Here is an 18,275-nt window from a genome sequence, read left to right on the forward strand (position 1 = left end):
CCGATTACCGGGAACACCTTTGTAAGTTAATGAGGATCGTTTAGTAAGACAGGGTAATGCCTGCACCAAAGCCCATATCGCTATCGTAGTGCGTGGACAACGCGAAGTAGCGGGTTACGATATACCGGAAGCCGGCCATGTACTCTTTATCCGTATTGGCCATAAAGTTGAAGCGCAGCCTGCGAGTTATCGGTATGTCTTCGCGTTTAAGCTGGAAGCGGAGTTTGCCCTTGCTGTCGATCCTGGCCTCTGCTACGATCAGCATGGGCAGGGTATACTGGAAGCCGGCTACCAGGGCCTTCCTGTTGCTCTGGTTGCTGAGCTGGCCAAACATATTGCGTTCCGTACCATCGCGCATACTGTTGTAGTGATAGTCGAAGCCGATAAAGGGAAAGAACCATTGCATGCGTCCCATATAACGGCCAAAGTAGGTTTCGCTTTCGTTACCATGACTGGCTTTTAAGCCCAGCCGCCATTCGGTAGACAAGCGGTAACGTGTATTGGCGATCATAAACTGTCCGTCGCTGCCATTACTCTCCAGGCCGGCCATGCCCATCAGGTGCACCATCCGGTCGTCATGGTTCAGCATACGGCGGGCATAAGCGGGGTCGGGCAGTTCGGGATTGGGCGGCGATTGCTCGTAGCTGAATACGCGGCCCATGCCACTCATCATATGGTACAGGATATGGCAGTGGAAGAACCAGTCGCCGCTTTCCGTCGCGGCAAATTCAAGTGTGTCGGTTTCCATGGGTAAAATGTCCAGCACGTTTTTAAGCGGTGCATATTCGCCCTGGCCGTTCAGTACCCTGAAGTCGTGGCCATGCAGGTGCATCGGGTGGCGCATCATGGAGTTATTATACAGTACGATCTTTACCCGTTCTCCTTTACGGATCAGGATCCGGTCCGATTCCGAAACGGTTTTATTATCCAGGGTCCATACATAACGGTCCATATTACCGGTAAGTTCGAAGCGCAGCAGCCGTTCCGGGCCTTCAGGCAGGGTAGTCGGCTCTGTAGCGCGCAGCATGCCGTAGTTCAGTGTTACCAGGTCGCCTGTTGCTGCGGGCATCTGGTGCCCGGCATGTTCCATGCCCGTCATCGGCATTTCCTGTTGCTGCTTGCTGTCTTTTTTATGGTCCTTGTCGTCACCGCTTATTTCCGGGTACATCACCGTATTCATGTCCATCTGCTGATTGCTCATCTGCATGCCCATGGGCGCCATATTACCATCCATCTTCATCATGCCGTTCATCATCTTCATGCCTTCAAAATATTTCAGCCGGCGCAATTCCGGAGCGGACATTTTCATGCCTTTGCCCAGCCAGAGCGAGGTGTATTTGGTACGGTCTTCGGCGGTAGCCCGGAATTCGTACTGCATGTTTTCGGGTATGGTTACGATCACGTCATAGGTTTCTGATGGCGCAATGATCAGGCGATCCACTTCTACCGGACTTACATCATTGCCGTCGTTGCCCACCACCGTAATTTTTCCGCCCGCCCAGGTCAGCCAGAAATAGGTGGAGGCGCCGCCATTGATCAGGCGCAGTTTTACTTTATCGCCTGCTTTGAATTGCGGGTGCTCGCTGTTTTCCTGCCCGTTGTTCAGCAGTTTTTCATAATACACATCGCTTACATCCATGGCGTTCATTCTTTTCCATTCATTGCCCAGTTTGGTGCCGAAGTGGCCTTTGCTAATGGCTTCGGTATAACTCTGTGTGGCGCCTTTTTTAATGGCAAACCAGTCGTTGGCATTGTGCAGGAAGCGTTCTATCTCTTTGGGCCGCATGTCGCTCCAGTCGCTGAGCACTACCGGTATAGCGGGTATAATGGGCTCGGCTACCTTGTTAAAGATCAGGGCGCCATACATACCGCTTTGTTCCTGCAGGCCGGTATGGCTATGGTACCAGTAAGTACCGTTCTGCTTTACGGGAAAGGTGTACAGGTAGGTGCTGTGCGGTTTTATAGGCATCTGGGTAAGAAAAGGTACGCCATCGTAGCGGTTGGGCAGGAATACGCCGTGCCAGTGTACGGAGGTCTCTTCATCCATCAGGTTATGTACATAAATCTCGGCCGTATCCCCCTCGGTAAAGGTGAGGGTGGGGGCAGGAATGCTGCCGTTTATGGCAATGGCTTTTTTTGTTTTGCCGGAATAGGCCACCAGCGTGTCTTTTACGTACAGGTCGTACCGCACGGTCCTGGGGGCGGCGGGTCGGCCGGCAGTCGTATTGTGCTCTGTAGTGGCCGGTGAAGGTTGTGCGGTGGGCGAGGTAGCCTGGTCTTTTATAACCAGGTCCATACCGCATTTGGGGCATTTGCCGGGGCCGGCTTGTTGTATTTCAGGGTGCATCGGGCAGGTGTACAACACCGGCGATGCCTGCTGCATTGCTTTGCCGGTATGGTGCCCGTGCTGTGCAAATGTAAAGCCCGCCAGGCCGGTGAGCAGGGCCAGGAGCATTAATTTTTTCATTGCTTTAATTTAAAAGGTGAGCCTGCATCCCGTTCTGTTGCCGATAATATAAGGCAAAAGGATGCATATTGTTCACGGAAGGAACAGGAAAATACCATAGCCGGCAGTAACGAGCCGGCTATGGATATACCGGGTATACCGGGTGCTTACTTGATCGTTTCTGCTACAGAGCCGCAGGTAAGCATCTTGTTGCCGAAGTAAGGATTGCGGACTTGTTGTTCGGCACTCAGCCAGCTGGCTTTCTTCATCGGGCAGTACATTTTATACACCGGCGCCGGGAGCGATTTGTCGGTTTTTACCAGTTGTACCATCTCGTCGGAAAACGAACTGAAATAACTGCGTTGCTTTTCGATATCGTTGCTGGCGGCAATTTGCCCGGCGGTCTTAACCAGGGCTGCTTTGTTGCCGTCTTTGCCGGCTTCGGCAGCAAAGGCTTTGGCCTGCTCTGCGGCCAGTGTGGTATTGCCACTCACCAGCGCATCTTTCAGGCTGTAATAACGGTTCAGGAGGTTGCCGGTTTTATCCTGGGCAAAAGTAGTGGTAGCGCCGGCAGCCAGCAGGCCCAGCAGGAAAAGGATCTTTTTCATGATTGCATGATTGTTATGTTAATGATTTTTTTTGAAGAGTGGGCCATAGCCCCTGGTACATCGCAACACTAAATCAAATCTGAAAACGCTGGATCGCAATCCTGGTGCCTGGAGCGCGGGGAGGATAAAAAAAGTAAGGGGCCGTATTTACCGGGCGCATTACCGGCCGGTTGTTCAATAGGGTCAATACGAAAGCAGCAGGAGCATGCAGCCGGAACGGCGCAGGGCTGGCCTGTTCGCGGATGGCTGCGGTATACAACCGGTCGGCCTTGATCAGTTGTACTGTAGTTTCAGTACAGCAACGGTGCGCCGTTTCCTGGTGGCTGGTGTGTTGGGTATGCCGGTGTTGTGTATGGGCCTGCAATGGGCCTGCGGCGCACAGGAAGACCGTAAGTACCTGTATCAGTAACAGGTGCAGCAGGAAAAAAGCTGTAAGACGTATAGTGCTTCCGTTTTTCATAAAACAAGGTATCCGTCGGGGATAGGATACAAAGGTAGAAGCGTGGGCCAGGCCTCCTGTTACAGAATTCAGGAAAATACTTACAAGATTTTGCCGGCAGGGTTTAGGATCGGGTAAGCTCAGCTTTGAAATGATCGAAAGCTTCTTTCTTCAGGTTGAAGTATTTAAGGGCCTGTTCTTCGGTCATCAGTCCCTGCCCGATAAACGAAAGGGCGAGCTGTACCGTAGTGCGGATAACGTCTGCATCGCAGCAACGGTTAGGCTCTTTGGAATGTTGGGCGTCTGCACTCATGAAGCAAATATCGGATAATCTTCGTTTTATACCCCATGCTAACGCGTTTTGCCGGAAATTATTGTGCCCGGGCCAAAATAAAATCCGCAACGGGCCGGGTTGCGGATTTTAACAGCGGTTATAAAATAATGCTGGCTTACGAAGATTGGAGAAAACCGCCGTCGACGATCAGCAGTTGCACGCCATGCTCCGATACGGAGCGGTGGGCGCTTGCACCGTCGGATACGACGTAACTCATGCCGGGCTCCAGCCGGAAGCGCCGGCCATCGCTCAGTTCTGTTTCGAAAGCTCCTTCAAGACAATGTACGATATGGCCCCGCTCACACCAGTGGTCGGCGAGGTAACCCGCGCTATAGGTCACCAGCCGGATGCGGAGGTCGCCAAACTGCAGGGTTTGCCACCAGGCGGTACCGGTCGTACCGGTATGTTCGGTTTTCGGGATACTGCTCCAGTCGATATGCCGGAAAGGGATCGTGCTCATAACGGTTGGTTTTTGCGTTGATCTTTTACTCCTGCAAGGTACCAACATTCCGGAATAACCGGTTCCAGCGTATATTGCCTTTTGAGTAGGCGCTGGACTGCTCTTCGGGTGTGCTGTTCGCGCCATAGCTCAGCCATACGAAGGCAGCTTTGCCCACGATATGATCTTCGGGTACGAAGCCCCAGAACCGGGAGTCTTCGGAGTTATGCCGGTTATCGCCCATCATCCAGTAATAATCCATTTTAAAGGTATACTGTGCCGTTTCCCGGTCATTGATCCAATACCTGCCCTCCCTTTCAACAAAGCGGTTCTGTTCGTAAACTTCGATCGCCCGGCGGTACAGGGCTACTGTTGCAGCATTGAGGGTAATCGTCATGCCTTTGGCAGGTACGCGCAGGGCGCCATAGTTGTCCTGGTTCCAGGGGAACAGTGCGGGGTTTTGCGGAAAGGTAAACTGGCCTGTGCCCGCGGTATAACCTGCCGGTTCCGAATGCGGCTGTACGCCCGTTACGCCGGGCAGCCTTTGCAGGGCTACTGTTGTTTCCTGTTCCATTTCCATAAGATAACCTGTGGCGGCATTGCCGCCTTTAAAAAGGATATGATTTGCTTCCGCATATTCCGGTGACAGGTAGAAGCGGCTGTCGGCCTGCACGCGATAGTCGGTGCGCTGGTGCGGGAAATCCTGCCCCTGTTGCCCGTTTACATAAACCCTGCCATCCCGGATGGCTATTTCATCACCGGGCAAACCAATGCACCGTTTAATAAAGTTTTCTCTTTTATCTACCGGCCTGGCGAACACCCTGGTACGGTTCCATATGGTTTCGCGGCCATACATACGGGTAAAGGCATAGTAATCGTGACCGGGGTTGTCGGCCATAACGGTATCATTGGCCGGGAAGTTGAATACGACGATATCGTTGCGCTGTACTTTGCCGAAACCCGGCAGCCGGCGGTATTTCCAGGATACGGCATCGGTATAGGAGTTGCCGCCAAGGAGGGGCATGGTATTATGCACCAGCGGTACGGCCACGGGCGTCATCGGCATTCTCGCGCCATAAGCCACTTTGCTGACAAACAGGTAATCATTGACCAGCATGGTGCCTTCCATAGAGCCGGAAGGGATCGTATAGGCCTCGATAAAAAAGGTGCGGATAATGGTGGCAGCCACTACCGCGAAGGCTGCGGCATCGAGCCATTCGCGCCAGGCTTTCTGCTCCCTGCGGCTTGCACCGGTCGTTTCGGGGCCCAGGTAGCGGTCTTTATGGTTAAAGCCGATATAAGCAAAATACAGGAAGGGTACGATAGCGGTAAGGGCATGCTGGTATACCCGGGTCTTGCCAAAACTGCGTACAAATTCAAGATAGATACCAATGGAAAAGAGATAGCCCAGGATGGGTATGAACTGTGCAAAGAACCACCATTTCGGTTTACGGGTAAGCTGCAGGATATACCAGGTATTCAATACCGGGATGAGCGCTTTCCAGGCGGGATAACCCGCCTTGGCAAACATACGGTACAGCCCGATCACGGGCAGGACAAAGACAATTACCAGGAAGGCAATAATGGCCAGCGTTTGGTTGATATCCATGGGGTTCGGATTAAAAAGGATGAGTAAAAAGACGAATACTCAAATATAAAAATGAGCCTCGTCCCATCCATGTATCCGGCCAGCTCTTCGGTGAAATGTAGGCGAACAGGCGGCTTTTCGCGGTAAAGAAATGTATTCCTATTACCCGGTTCGCTTGTTCCGGGAAAGGCCTGTACCTGCAACCTTACGGGCTCAGAAATGCTTTGTATGTTGATAAAATGCAATAAAATAAAATGTTAATTTTTTAAAATTAATTTCCTGTAAGTCCTTGTTTTTTAAGTAATATAATTTTGATAGTGAATTATTTATTGAATATGTACCCGGTATTTTATAGTATTACGTTATTGTTAATTTAACGGTTTGGTAATAGTGTGAAAATATGTTCGTCAAAATTTTTTTAATGTATGAAAAGAATACTGTTTACACTTTGTTTTTTACCAGTATCTACGGCCTTTGCGCAGGTGGCCGGGCATGTGGTGATCAGCGAGATTTATGGCGGCGGCGGTAATACAGGCGCAACGTATACGCACGATTTTATAGAATTATACAACCCCACGGCGGCCCCTGTTGTGCTTACGGGCTGGTCGGTACAATATGCAGCGGCTACGGGTACCAGTTGGCAGAAGACCGACCTGGCGGGTACCATACCGGCCTATGGTTTTTACCTGGTACGGCAGGCGCAGGGCGCGGGTGGCACTACACCTTTACCTGTGCCCGATGCAACGGGCTCCATTGCTATGGCGGCTGCCGGTGGTAAGGTGGCCCTGGTCAGCAATACCACGGTATTAAGCGGCGCTTGCCCCGCCGGGGCACAGATCGTCGACTTTGTCGGTTTTGCCACCAACGCCAATTGTAATGAAGGCGGGACCAATACTCCTGCACCCGGCGCAACGACTTCGGCAGAGCGTAAAGCCTCGGCTGCATCGACGGCTGTGAGCCTTGCTGCCGGCGGTACCGAAGCTGCGGCGGGCAATGCTTATGATACGGATGTAAACGGTTCTGATTTTGTAGTGCAGTCCGCGATCAACCCGCAGAACACCGCCAGTGCGGCCGAACCCCCGGTTGCCGCGGCCCATATAGTTTACGCCGCGGCTGGTAACAACGGCGCAGAACCCGCAACCAATGGCAGCTTTATGATCAATCTTGGCAGTCCTGCGCCTGCAGGCGGTATTACCGTTACTTACAGCCTCTCGGGTACGGCACTGGCCGGCACGGACTATACCGATGCCGGTGCAGGCAGCATTTTCCTACCCGGTGCTGCAACTATGGCAACCCTTCCCATCACTGTATTGGACGATACGCTCACCGAAGGCAATGAAACCGTGATCCTGTCGTTGTTATCGGCCGCCGGGGGGTATACGGTATCGCCGGCCGTGGCTTCTATAATCATTACAGATAACGAGGTAGCGGTCACCCGCATCCATACCATACAGGGTGCAGGTGCAACGGCAACAGCGGGCACTTATACGGCAGAAGCCGTGGTAACCGGCGTTTATCCCGTTCTGAGCCCTGCAGGCTTTTATATCCAGGAAGAAGATGTGGATGCCGATGCCAACCCGGCAACCTCCGAAGGTATTTTTGTGGTATCGCCTGCGGCTGTGGTTGTGGGCGACCGGGTACGCGTAACGGGCGCCGTGCTCGAAAGCGGCGCCAGTCCTTCGTTTAACCAGGCTGTTTTCAATACACCCTCTGTTATTGTATTGGCGCATGATATATCCTTACCCACGGCCACGGATATCTTGTTGCCGGTTAATGCAGCGGCCGACCTGGAGGCTTACGAGGGTATGCTGGTCCGGTTTCCCGGTGTGCTTACGGTAACCAATAACTATACGCTCGGTCGCTTCGGCGAGGTGGGGCTGTCGGCCGGTGGCGCGGTATACCAGCCCACACAGCTGGTCGATCCCAACGATATAACGCCTGAAGGCACTACAAGCAGCGGCGCGGCTAATGTAGCTGCGATCAATGCTTTAAAGAACAGTAACGCGGTACGCAGTATCCTGCTGGACGATGGCCGTAATACCACCACAACGCTGCCTTATGCCGACTCCGTGGATCATACGTTAAGACTGGGCAGTACTACGAATAACCTTACGGGTATTATGGGTTACGCGTTCAATGTGTACCGTATACAGCCCGTAACCACGGCCCCGCCTGTATTCAGCTATGCGCCCCGGCCTGCATTACCGCCGGTCGGTGCGGCCAATATTAAAGTCGCCAGTTTTAATGTACTCAATTACTTTAACGGGAACGGCGCCGGCGGCGGGTTTCCTACCGAACGTGGTGCACATTCCGTAGCGGAATTTAACAGGCAGCGGACCAAGATCATTAGTGCCCTGGCGCAGATGAATGCCGATGCCGTAGGGCTGCTGGAAATCGAAAACGACGGAACGGGTCCCGGTTCTGCCATACAGGACCTGGTCAATGGGCTTAACGCCGTAATGGGCCCGGCAACGTATAGCTTTATCAACGACGGGGCAACGATCCAGACCTATGGTACCGACGCCATCCGTTGCGGGCTGATCTATAAACCGGCAACGCTGACGCCGGTAGGCGCAGCCATGCTGAGCCCGAGCGATAGCTTTAACCGGCCGCCATTGGTACAAACTTTCCAGGTGGCGGGATCTGCGGAGCTGTTCAGCTTTGCGGTGAATCATTACAAATCGAAAGGGTGTACCGGCAGTACCGGCGCCGATACCGACCTGCTCGATGGCCAGTCCTGCTATAACGATCGCCGGAAGCTGCAATCCCAGGCCCTGCTGCATTTCTTCAACAATACCGTGATCCCGGTATCGGGAACGGATCGTATTATTGCTGTTGGCGATTACAATGCTTACTACGAGGAGGATCCGCTGGATATGCTTCGTGCTGCGGGTTACAGCGTGTTGAGCACCGGGTCTAATTATTCCTACCAGTTCGACGGGCAGATCGGTTCGCTGGATCATGCTATTGTCAGCAGTACGCTCCATACGCATGTGGCCGGCGCTTCCGAATGGAATATCAATGCCGCGGAACCGGTATACCTCGATTATAACGATACGGTTGATGATGGCGGCAGCGATATGATCAACCCTTTGGGCAACTACTATACCGCCACGCCTTACCGCTCTTCCGACCACGACCCGGTAATCGTAGGGCTCAACCTGGGTACGCCGCTACCGCTGGGCCTGATCCGTTTTACAGCTACGAAACAAGCTGCAGCCGTGCAACTGAACTGGACCACCGGACCCCAAACGCATAGCGATCCGTTCCTGGTTGAAAGAGCCGGCCGGGAGGGCGATTGGAAGCCTTTGGCCGAAGTGCCTGTACGGGGTAATACGCTTGCAGCAATAGATTATAGTTTCGCCGACCAGCAACCGTTAAAAGGTTGGAACCTGTACCGGATAAGGTACACAGGCGACAATGGGCAGCCCGTGTACGGCCCGGTACGGCAGGTGTATTTCGAAGAGGGTACTGCTACAATCTATCCCAACCCCGTACAGCACACGCTCAGGGTTGCTGGTGTGTCTGCAGCGGGAACTGTGCTGGTCGAGGTGGTCAATACCATGAGCCAGGTGTTGCTCCGCGGAGAGCGGCCGGTTACAGCCGGGGTATTGCAGTTGGATGTAAACCGCCTGCAGCCAGGTGTTTATGCTTTGAGTATCCGGAGTGGCAACGGGATCATCTATAACGGCCGTTTTGTAAAACAATGATCCCATTAGTATGACGGTATCCGAACCCTGATGAAACAGGCTGGAATAGCTTCCCGCTTCAATATTAAGTTTGGGATAAATTATGTGTTCCCGCCGTTTTCTTCTGTATTCCTGTAATAATATTGCGTTGTATAACCATTATATTACTACATTATGCTGAAGCAAATAGACGCTACCTACGAGGAGTATGTAAAAGCAGGCAAACGGGTAAGCCGCATCGAGATCAGCCCTATCGGAATGGATCATCTGAACAGTGAGCTGAAGAACCGCAAAGAGGAGCCCGAATGGCTGGATTTCGTTAAAGTGAATAAAGACATTTTTGGTTTTGCAATAACCGGTATTGGCGACAAGCAGCCTTCATAAGCAGTATTGCCCGCTTTCCTACCGGTAGTATGCATGAAATATTTCGCAGGCGCCGGATCCCGGACAGGACAGCCAGCTGCGGCCTGTCCGGGATTTAACCGGTTTCATATGGTTTTGTATTTTAACGTAAACGTATCGCGGGAAAAAACGATATTTGTACATCGCCACTCCGTATGCAATACAAGCAATTCGACATACCGCCTGCCCTGAAAGATAAAGTCCATTCCTTCTGGACCCTGGAAGACGATGGTTCCGGCACAATGCCCAAAGTATTCCGTACGATAGCCGATGGCAGGCCCGGCCTCATTTTTCAGCATAGCGACAGCGGTACGATGTATAAGGCCGGGAAGAAGCTGCCTCCCTTATTCCTCTACGGCGCTACTACAAAACACAGCCTCATTACCCTGGAAGGTAACTTTAAGACTACCGGCGTCTTCTTTAGTCCCCTGGTATTAAAAACCGTGTTCGGGCTCGATGCCAGCCTGCTTACCGACGATTGTATGGATGGCGCTGATATACACCAGGCCGGCCGGCAACGGCTGCTGGAGCAGTTGCTGAACAGCAATACCGGGGCGCAGCAGGTCGATATGCTCTCCGGCTTTCTTTCCGGCGCCGTGAAGGGGGATGTGCCTTCACGCGATAAGGTGGAATACGCTGTAAGCCGTATCATGGCTAAACGGGGCAATATCACCATCGAAGAACTGACGCGCGATATCTATGTAACGGAACGCAGCCTGGAAAGGGCTTTTAAGGCATTTGTCGGTATGAGCCCCAAACTCTTTATCCGCATCAGCAGGTTTCGCGCTGCCATGGGCCAGCTGAACAACAGCGACTACGGGCGGCTTACCGATATTGCCTTCGCGCACGACTATGCCGACCAGAGCCATTTTACCCGCACCTTCAGGGAGTTTACCGGCTTTTCGCCCCGCCAGTACCTGCGCCAATCAGGCGAGGTAGCCTGATACTTTGTCGGATTCCTTCTATTTTACCCCCTTCGTGACGTGCTACCTTTGTATCCACACAAAAAGGTAATCATGCCTGTCATGCCATAATCCCGTTAGCGGCGCCCGGTACCGGTAGGGGCCGTCTCCCGGGGGATACTGCGCAATGCTTACCTCCGGGTTTCATCTTTTATAAATCTTCGACTATGTTACAAAAGCGACGCCGGCTGGCGGCCGTTATCGTGCCGCTCTTCCTGTTTACAGGCCTGAGCGCCTTTATACCCAAAGAGCAGGTATACGATGGCGGTAAAGAACTGTATGAAAAAAAATGTGCGCGCTGTCATGGCAAAGACGGTACCAAAGGCCTGTTTGGCGCGCGTAACCTGCAGATCAGCAAACTCGACGATGCCGGTTACATCCGGGTCATCAGCGAAGGGCGCAATATTATGCCCGCCTGGCAAAAGAAACTGAACGAAGGGCAGATCAACCTGATCGTGCTCTATATTAAAGCACTGCGTAAATAAAAACACACAATCCCATACAAATGAAAACCTCAGAACTGATCCTGCTCCTGGCCACGATCGTGGCGGCATTAATGGCCGGCCTTTTTTATGCTTATTCCTGCTCCGTAGTGCCCGGCCTGGGACGCCTGCCCGACCTGGAATACCTTAATGCCATGCAATCCATTAACCGGGCTATTCTTAACCCGCTTTTTCTCTGCTGTTTTATGGGCGCCTTGCTGTTGCTGCCCCTGGGTACCTGGACTGCTTACCGTACCGGCGGTCTTACAACACGTTGCTGGCTATTGCTGCTGGCTACTGCTGCTTATGTCCTGGGTGTGTTTGGCGTTACCATAACGGGCAATGTGCCGATGAACGAGGCACTGGATAAATTAGTGCTGGATAACAGTACCGCCGATCAGCTGCGGATGCACCGGGCGGCATTCGAAAGCCGCTGGAATACCTTAAATCATGTGCGTACTGTTTTTGCTGTACTGGCCCTGGTCTTTGCGGTATTGGCCTGTATTAGCCGCACAGCGGTTCGTACAGGCATCCGGATACAGGAGTGACCGGCAAATGGTAAAATTTATCGATCGGTAAATAACACCATTGAAAGCGCTATCTCCACCATAACCTTCCGCCCGGCCTTGCGAACTTTGTGCGGGATGCAGCGATCCTGCTTCCTTTCAACCAACAATTGTAAGCAATGGAACAGAAACTTCCTTTACCGCCGTTCAACCTGGATACCGCCCGGGAAAAAGTGCAACTTGCCGAAGATGCCTGGAACAGCCGCGACCCGGAGCGGGTTGCACTGGCCTATACGGTCGATACCGAATGGCGTAACCGTTCGCAGTTTATTAATGGCCGGGCCGAAGTGGTCGCCTTTCTGAGCGGTAAGTGGCAGCGCGAGCTGGGTTATAAACTCCGCAAGGAACTATGGGCCTTTATGGATAACCGCATTGCGGTTCGTTTCGAGTACGAATACCGGAACGAAGCCGGGCAATGGTTCCGTGCTTATGGTAATGAAAACTGGGAATTTGATGAGCATGGCCTGATGCGCAAACGTTATGCCAGCATCAATGACCTGGAGATCGCCGAAAGCGATCGCCGCTTATAAAGGTCAGGGTACAAGTTTCATAAAGCCGCCTCTAATAGAGAGGCGGCTCCTTTATCGGGTGTAACCCTGCTGTGCCAGCTTTACGGCCGGTAAGCGAAACCCCTTACCGGCATGCTCTTCGTTTATTGTTCCGCGAGGGTCTTTACCACTTCCAGGGCTTTGGGCCAGGCCCGGGTAAAATAGTCTTTGTATTCTTCCGTAATGTCGGTTTTTACGGTCAGTTCCGACTGATCGGCTATCGTGGTCAGCCAGTACTCTTCCATAGCCCCGGACCAGGCTTGTGTGGCTGCACTGTCGTAGTCTACCACGCCTTTGTTCACCATGCCGATATGCCTGATCGACATCTGTTCATTAGGGATGTTTTCTACCACGGTGGCGATCATGCCTTCGTCGTCAGCGTTGAGGAAAGATACCTTGCTTCCCTTACTCCAGTCGCCTTCCGCACGGGAACCCTCCGAAAACGGCGCTGTCCACTGCGGGTAAGTGCTATCGCCCCAAAGGACGTCCCAGATCTTTTCGCGCGATGCCTCGATCCTGATTTTAAATTCCAGCTTTTCCATATTGTACTTTTTTAGATTATAGTAATAACGGCTTACTGGCCCATAAGTTGGACCCAGTTGCGTACCATTTGTTGCAGGGCTTTTTTATTCGCTTTAACAGCAGCCATATCATAGAATTTGGCATAGACCTTGCCTTTAGTGGCCTCTTCAAAAAAATCGGATACTTTGGGCAGCAGGTCGCCTTTATGAAAGATCACGGCTACATACTTCATGATCTTCGGATTGATCGTTGCCATATCGCCTTTGTAGGCATAACTGGGCCCGCCCCATTTAATATCTTCTGTAATGCCGGGCGCTGCTTCGCGGATGATCTTGCATACCGCTTCCAGTTCGGCTTTCAGGGGATGTTCCAGCCCGGCCATAAAGGCGTTTACTTTTGTTGTGTTTTCCATAGCAATGTCTTGTTCTAGGCAAAGGTCTTGCAATACCGCCTCCCGCCAAAGGGGGGATTCAGACAAAAAAGCGGGTATAATGCGCCGTTCTTTGCGTCGAGCCGCTCATAATTTGTTTAACTTGCCCTGGTTAATAGTACATCACGTTATATCCCGGTTTATGGCCCATACACTTCGCTTCGCTACATTGGAACAGGTTGCAGCGGCACAATTGACAACAGTTTTTAATGCCGCTTTTGCAGAATATTTTGTACCGATTCAACTCAATACCGAACAGTTGCAGCAGAAACTGATCAACGATTCTGTAGTGTTAAGCCTCTCTGCCGGCGCTTTCGACGGGGACGAGCTCGTAGGGTTTATCCTGCATGGCGCCGATACGGTGCAAGGGGAATTTACCGTATATAATGCCGGTACCGGCGTATTGCCCGCTTATCGCGGCCGGCAGGTAACGCAGGCCATGTACCGCTTTATATTACCTGTATTGAAGGCCCGGGGCGCCGCTAAGGCTTTGCTGGAAGTGATCGATAAGAACGAGCCGGCGATTAAAAGTTATAAGGCAACGGGTTATACCCAACAACGCGAATTCCTGTGTTTTAAAGGAACGCCGCAATTACCGGGAGCCGGTAATTGGGAGGTACAGGAAATACAGCAACCCGATTGGGCCTATATGCAAACCTTCTGGGACTGGCAACCCGCCTGGCAGAACGGGCAGACGGCCTTGCGTAATGCAGGCAGTGCTTATCGTATAGCCGGTATCTGCGAAGGAGACCGGTTGGTGGCTTATGCAGCATACAACCAGCAGAACCGTATCGCGCAATTTGCCGTAGATAAAGCATACCGGGGCAGGGGATTGGCCACAGCGCTGTTCCGCCATATCAGCCAGGACGGTACAAAACCTGTGACGCTGGTTAATATCCCGGCAGATGCGGGCGCCACCCTTGCCTTCCTGGAAAGGGCAGGACTGGAAATGTTTATCAGGCAATACGAAATGGCTATGCCCCTGAGCTAATACGGAATACTATGGAAAAGATCAGGGCGTATTTCGGGCAAATGACGGCCATGTCGGAGCAGGACTGGGCTTACTTCCGGTTGAAACTGGAACGGGTGGAACTGCCGCGTAAGACCCTGCTGTTGCGTGCAGGCCAGACCGAAAATTATTTGTCTTTTATCGAGGACGGTGCGGTACGGTATTATATGCCCGGCATAGAGCAGGAGCTCACTTTTGCCTTTACCTTTACCAACCAGTTCGTCAGCGCTTATGATTCCTTCCTGCTGCGCCAACCCTCCGTTTATCATGTAGAGACCCTTACGGCTACCACGCTGTGGCGGCTCAGCTACAAAGATCTGCAGGATGTTTACCGCGAAACGGCCGTAGGTAACCTGGTGGGCCGGCTGGCCGCCGAAGACATTTTTATGAAGAAATCGCGCCGCGAGCTTTCCTTATTACAGGAGACAGCCGAAGAGCGTTACCTGGCGCTGTTTTCAGAGCAACCCCACCTCTTGTTGCAGGTGCCGCTTAAATATATTGCCTCCTATATCGGTGTTACACCACAGGCCCTGAGCCGTATCCGCCGGCGTATTTCTTAACCCGGGTTCATTGTCCGGCCGGAGGAATGGTCGCAACTTTGTAAAAAAGTTGAAACCCATGAAACCACTCCTGTTGCTTTTAATCGTCTTTGTACTGGCCCTGCTGATCATGAAAGTAGCGGCGGCGGCGGTCGATATTGCCTTTGCGGCGCGTATTGCCATGGCTGCCATGTTGTTGTTTACCGCCCTGGGGCATTTCCTGTTTACTAAAGGTATGTCGATGATGCTGCCACCGGGCATCCCATACAGAACGGCCATCATTTATTTAACGGGGGTATTCGAGATTACTGCCGCCCTGGGGCTGTTGGTGCCCGCGGTACGCATGCCTGTGGGCGTGGCGCTTATTGTTTTCTTTATCCTGCTGTTGCCCGCAAATATTTATGCAGCCGCGCTGCATCTCGATTATGAAAAAGGGACCTATACCGGTAAAGGATTGGGCTATCTCTGGTTCCGCGTGCCGATGCAACTCTTATTTATCGCCTGGGTATACCTTTCGGCTGTCAGGTTTTAGGTCCGTAGCGGTTGTTACTACCGCCCTGACGGTTATCTTTGGTGTGTATTATACCTCTAACCTATGTTTAGGATTTTTTTTATCACCCTCTGCCTGGTTATACCCGCCCTGCCTGCAGCCGCGCAACACGCGCCTGCCGTCTATAATAAGAAGCTGGCCGATAGCCTCGGCGCCGATGCCTATGGCATGAAAGGGTATGTACTGGTGATCCTGAAGACGGGACCGGCCGTCATGAAGGACAAAAAGATAACCGACAGCCTGTTTGCCGGGCACCTGGCCAATATAGGCCGGCTGGCGCATGAAGGTAAACTGGTGGTTGCCGGCCCGATGGGGAAAAACGACAAACAATACCGGGGCATTTTTATACTTGCGGTTAAAGATAAAACAGAAGCGGAAGGCTTACTGGATACGGACCCTGCAGTAACGGCCGGGTTACTGGCCGCTGAACTGTACGACTGGTACGGCTCTGCGGCCCTGCCGGCTTACCTGGGCGTACACGAACAGATCGAACAAAAGAAGCCCTAGGCGAACTTGCACCTATGGGGCCGGAATAAAGAAAAAGCCACAGCACAGGCTGCGGCTTTTCCGTTTGTTGTGGCCATCGGAATCTATCAGATCTTCATTTTGGTCCGCAGTTCCTGCGGGATCGCTTTTTTATTCAGCAGGAATGCAGTCGTTTTATAACGTACATAATTCTTGGTTACATACAGGTAGCCTTTGTAATCGTTGGTCGTACCCCAGGAGTTTTTTACGATATAGTATTCCCTGCCGGTCTGGTCTTTGGCCAGGCCTACAATATGCATGCCGTGGTCGTCGGTAGTGGTATAGTTATCGAAGGCAGCCTGGCGCAGTTCGGGGGTAATTACCCGTTCCGGCTTCGGACCATCGAATATGTTTTTCTTTTCCTCCTCGTCCATCTCGTCATAGTCTTTCTCCGGAACATAAGCCATACCGTTTTTCCAGCTGAAATATTTTTCGCTTACATCGGTAGCCCAGGCAATGGTATAGCCTTTATTCAGGGCGTTGTCGATAATATTGGTGATATCCTCCATCTTCACGTTATACACCTTATCCATACTCCAGTTATCCGGTACCATCAGGATGGATTTTTTGTAGTAAGCTTTGTCGGTAAACGAAGACAGTTCGATATAGTCGGCGGGATTAAGGCCGACCACTTCATCCGCAAAGCTGCGCGGGGTGTAGGTTTTGCCTTCCCAGGTAAAGGTTTCGGGTACAGCGCCCAGGTAAGAGTCCATTACCGCATTAAAGGCCCTTTTCCAGTTGGGGGAGAGCTTGCCGTTCGGGTTTTTAACCCAGGCATCCAGCATGGCTTTCAGTACTTCCTGCATTTCTGCAAACTTATTCTTCGTGGTGCCGTATTGGAGCCCGGTATAGAGCGATTGCGGCATCGCGCCGTATTTAGCGTACATATTGATCACATCATGACAAGCGCCGCCATCGCCCCAGCTTACGGATCCATGCATGCGGATATAGCTGTCGGCCTTATCGGCATACACATTGCGGGCCGAGAAGATCTGCGCCAGTTCTACAGGTTTACGGCCTGCATGTATCATTTCACTTTCGAGGAAAGAGTTGGTAGAATAGCTCCAGCAGGTACCGGAACTGGCCTGGTTCTTTACCGAAGTATTGGCAAGGCCGATCACTTCTGTGAATTTGAACTTCGATTTAGAACTGTCGCTGGCATTTTTATCCAGCGATTTCACCAGGTTGTCCTGGGCAAAGGCCCACATGGGCATAGAGAGGCCCATTGTCAAAATTAGTTTCTTCATTAGTACAAGATTACGTAAAACTGGGCGCTAAGGTATAACCATATTGCCAGAAAATGCTACCGTAAAAGGGGGGATTCCCGGCGGAAAGCGGTTATTATTTGTTATTCGCGCGTTAAACGGGCCTGTGGCGCTATCGGTAAAATTGATAAAGCTATAAGACTGATAATTTGGAATGACCGTTCCGGTAATAGTATCTTTGCATCGTGGCACGTACAAAAGAGTTCGATCCGGCGGAGCGTTTGCTCCGGGCACGCAGTCTTTTCTGGGAGAAGGGCTACCAGGCCACTTCCATGGAAGACCTTGTGCAGGGTATGGGCCTCAACCGGGGGAGCATTTACGATACTTATGGCGATAAGCATGCCTTGTTCCTGCAATGTCTCGATAGTTATGTGTCGGAGGCCGAAAGCTGTTACAAGGCGATGGCCAGGCAATATCGTTCGCCGATGCAGGCCCTCGAACAGATCATTAATAAAGCGGCAGATACTACTTTGCAGGAAAAGAAGTCCTGTATGGCCGTTAAGGCTGCCTTCGAACTGGGCGAATCTGATCCTGAGATCCACCAGGTACTCAAGACCAACGCCGATACGATAACCCGCATATTTGCCGCGCTGCTGACCAGGGCGCAGGACCAGGGCGAACTGGGTAAAGACAAGGATCCGCAGGTGCTGGCCCGCCTGGTACAATGCAGCCTGTCGGGCTTCTGGCAACATTATACCCTGTACCATAACCCGGCGCAGGTACGGAAACTGATCCGGCAATTGTTTGCCCTGATCCGTGCCTGATTATTTTTTTGATTTAAAACAGAATGATCGTTCTAAAATAAGAGTATTTTTTAGCAAGCTCCTGGCAGAGCAAGGTTTAGAAGGAATTTTGCAGCCAGGTATAGATGTTAGAACAAACAACTTTTTTTATAATAATTGAATGATCATTCCAGATAATAATTTCATTTT

General features: G+C 51.9%; 20 protein-coding genes. 11 read left to right on the top strand and 9 right to left on the bottom strand.

Annotated features, from left to right (window positions below):
- Positions 1-40: 40 nt before the first annotated feature.
- The 6 genes from B0I18_RS08720 to lepB form a co-directional block, all read right to left on the bottom strand.
- Positions 41-2,467, bottom strand: a complete 2,427-nt coding sequence (locus B0I18_RS08720) for a multicopper oxidase domain-containing protein (RefSeq protein WP_106522301.1) — start codon at positions 2,465-2,467, stop codon at positions 41-43.
- Positions 2,468-2,613: 146 nt separating this feature from the next.
- A complete protein-coding gene (locus B0I18_RS08725) occupies positions 2,614-3,054 on the bottom strand; it encodes a DUF3347 domain-containing protein (RefSeq protein ID WP_106522302.1) in 441 nt (146 codons plus the stop codon).
- A 73-nt stretch (positions 3,055-3,127) separates the two neighbouring features.
- Entirely contained in the window at positions 3,128-3,514 is a 387-nt protein-coding gene (locus tag B0I18_RS08730) for a hypothetical protein (RefSeq protein ID WP_106522303.1), read from the bottom strand.
- Positions 3,515-3,617: 103 nt separating this feature from the next.
- On the bottom strand, positions 3,618-3,806 hold the full coding sequence (locus B0I18_RS08735) for a hypothetical protein (RefSeq protein ID WP_106522304.1): 189 nt from the start codon (positions 3,804-3,806) through the stop codon (positions 3,618-3,620).
- A gap of 136 nt (positions 3,807-3,942) precedes the next feature.
- Positions 3,943-4,287, bottom strand: a complete 345-nt coding sequence (locus tag B0I18_RS08740) for a DHCW motif cupin fold protein (protein ID WP_106522305.1) — start codon at positions 4,285-4,287, stop codon at positions 3,943-3,945.
- A gap of 25 nt (positions 4,288-4,312) precedes the next feature.
- The gene (gene lepB, locus B0I18_RS08745; RefSeq protein WP_106522306.1) at positions 4,313-5,875 is read right to left on the bottom strand and encodes a signal peptidase I; all 1,563 of its coding nucleotides are present in this window, start codon (positions 5,873-5,875) and stop codon (positions 4,313-4,315) included.
- A 404-nt stretch (positions 5,876-6,279) separates the two neighbouring features.
- Here lepB and B0I18_RS08750 point away from each other — a divergent pair, with 404 nt between their 5' ends.
- From B0I18_RS08750 to B0I18_RS08775, 6 genes are all read left to right on the top strand, one after another.
- Positions 6,280-9,564 (top strand): ExeM/NucH family extracellular endonuclease, encoded by a 3,285-nt coding sequence (locus B0I18_RS08750; RefSeq protein ID WP_106522307.1) that lies wholly within the window; start codon positions 6,280-6,282, stop codon positions 9,562-9,564.
- 153 nt (positions 9,565-9,717) lie between these two features.
- Complete coding sequence (locus B0I18_RS08755; protein WP_106522308.1) at positions 9,718-9,927, top strand: hypothetical protein; 210 nt, start codon at positions 9,718-9,720, stop codon at positions 9,925-9,927.
- 173 nt (positions 9,928-10,100) lie between these two features.
- Positions 10,101-10,889, top strand: coding sequence for a helix-turn-helix transcriptional regulator (locus tag B0I18_RS08760; RefSeq protein ID WP_106522309.1), 789 nt, complete (start codon positions 10,101-10,103; stop codon positions 10,887-10,889).
- 185 nt (positions 10,890-11,074) lie between these two features.
- The gene (locus B0I18_RS08765) at positions 11,075-11,392 is read left to right on the top strand and encodes a c-type cytochrome (protein ID WP_106522310.1); all 318 of its coding nucleotides are present in this window, start codon (positions 11,075-11,077) and stop codon (positions 11,390-11,392) included.
- Positions 11,393-11,412: 20 nt separating this feature from the next.
- The gene (locus tag B0I18_RS08770) at positions 11,413-11,937 is read left to right on the top strand and encodes an anthrone oxygenase family protein (protein ID WP_106522311.1); all 525 of its coding nucleotides are present in this window, start codon (positions 11,413-11,415) and stop codon (positions 11,935-11,937) included.
- A gap of 137 nt (positions 11,938-12,074) precedes the next feature.
- Complete coding sequence (locus B0I18_RS08775; protein WP_106522312.1) at positions 12,075-12,485, top strand: nuclear transport factor 2 family protein; 411 nt, start codon at positions 12,075-12,077, stop codon at positions 12,483-12,485.
- A 122-nt stretch (positions 12,486-12,607) separates the two neighbouring features.
- Here B0I18_RS08775 and B0I18_RS08780 read toward each other — a convergent pair whose 3' ends face one another.
- Complete coding sequence (locus B0I18_RS08780; RefSeq protein ID WP_106522313.1) at positions 12,608-13,045, bottom strand: SRPBCC family protein; 438 nt, start codon at positions 13,043-13,045, stop codon at positions 12,608-12,610.
- A gap of 32 nt (positions 13,046-13,077) precedes the next feature.
- Positions 13,078-13,437, bottom strand: coding sequence for a DUF1801 domain-containing protein (locus tag B0I18_RS08785; protein WP_106522598.1), 360 nt, complete (start codon positions 13,435-13,437; stop codon positions 13,078-13,080).
- 160 nt (positions 13,438-13,597) lie between these two features.
- On the opposite strand from B0I18_RS08785, the gene B0I18_RS08790 reads away from it, so the two are divergent.
- The 4 genes from B0I18_RS08790 (at position 13,598) to B0I18_RS08805 (ending at position 16,060) form a co-directional block, all read left to right on the top strand.
- Positions 13,598-14,446 carry a GNAT family N-acetyltransferase gene (locus tag B0I18_RS08790; protein WP_181358392.1) on the top strand — a complete coding sequence of 283 codons (849 nt, stop codon included), beginning with the start codon at positions 13,598-13,600 and terminating at the stop codon, positions 14,444-14,446.
- Positions 14,447-14,457: 11 nt separating this feature from the next.
- Positions 14,458-15,024 (top strand): Crp/Fnr family transcriptional regulator, encoded by a 567-nt coding sequence (locus B0I18_RS08795; RefSeq protein WP_106522315.1) that lies wholly within the window; start codon positions 14,458-14,460, stop codon positions 15,022-15,024.
- 58 nt (positions 15,025-15,082) lie between these two features.
- Positions 15,083-15,535 (top strand): DoxX family protein, encoded by a 453-nt coding sequence (locus B0I18_RS08800; protein WP_106522316.1) that lies wholly within the window; start codon positions 15,083-15,085, stop codon positions 15,533-15,535.
- Positions 15,536-15,598: 63 nt separating this feature from the next.
- On the top strand, positions 15,599-16,060 hold the full coding sequence (locus B0I18_RS08805) for a YciI family protein (protein WP_106522317.1): 462 nt from the start codon (positions 15,599-15,601) through the stop codon (positions 16,058-16,060).
- An 86-nt stretch (positions 16,061-16,146) separates the two neighbouring features.
- On the opposite strand, the gene B0I18_RS08810 is transcribed toward B0I18_RS08805, so the two are convergent.
- Positions 16,147-17,325, bottom strand: a complete 1,179-nt coding sequence (locus tag B0I18_RS08810; RefSeq protein ID WP_106522318.1) for a C1 family peptidase — start codon at positions 17,323-17,325, stop codon at positions 16,147-16,149.
- Positions 17,326-17,528: 203 nt separating this feature from the next.
- Here B0I18_RS08810 and B0I18_RS08815 point away from each other — a divergent pair, with 203 nt between their 5' ends.
- On the top strand, positions 17,529-18,107 hold the full coding sequence (locus tag B0I18_RS08815) for a TetR/AcrR family transcriptional regulator (protein WP_106522319.1): 579 nt from the start codon (positions 17,529-17,531) through the stop codon (positions 18,105-18,107).
- Positions 18,108-18,275: the final 168 nt, after the last annotated feature.

The organism is Taibaiella chishuiensis (genome assembly GCF_003014535.1).
GTDB lineage: Bacteria > Bacteroidota > Bacteroidia > Chitinophagales > Chitinophagaceae > Taibaiella > Taibaiella chishuiensis.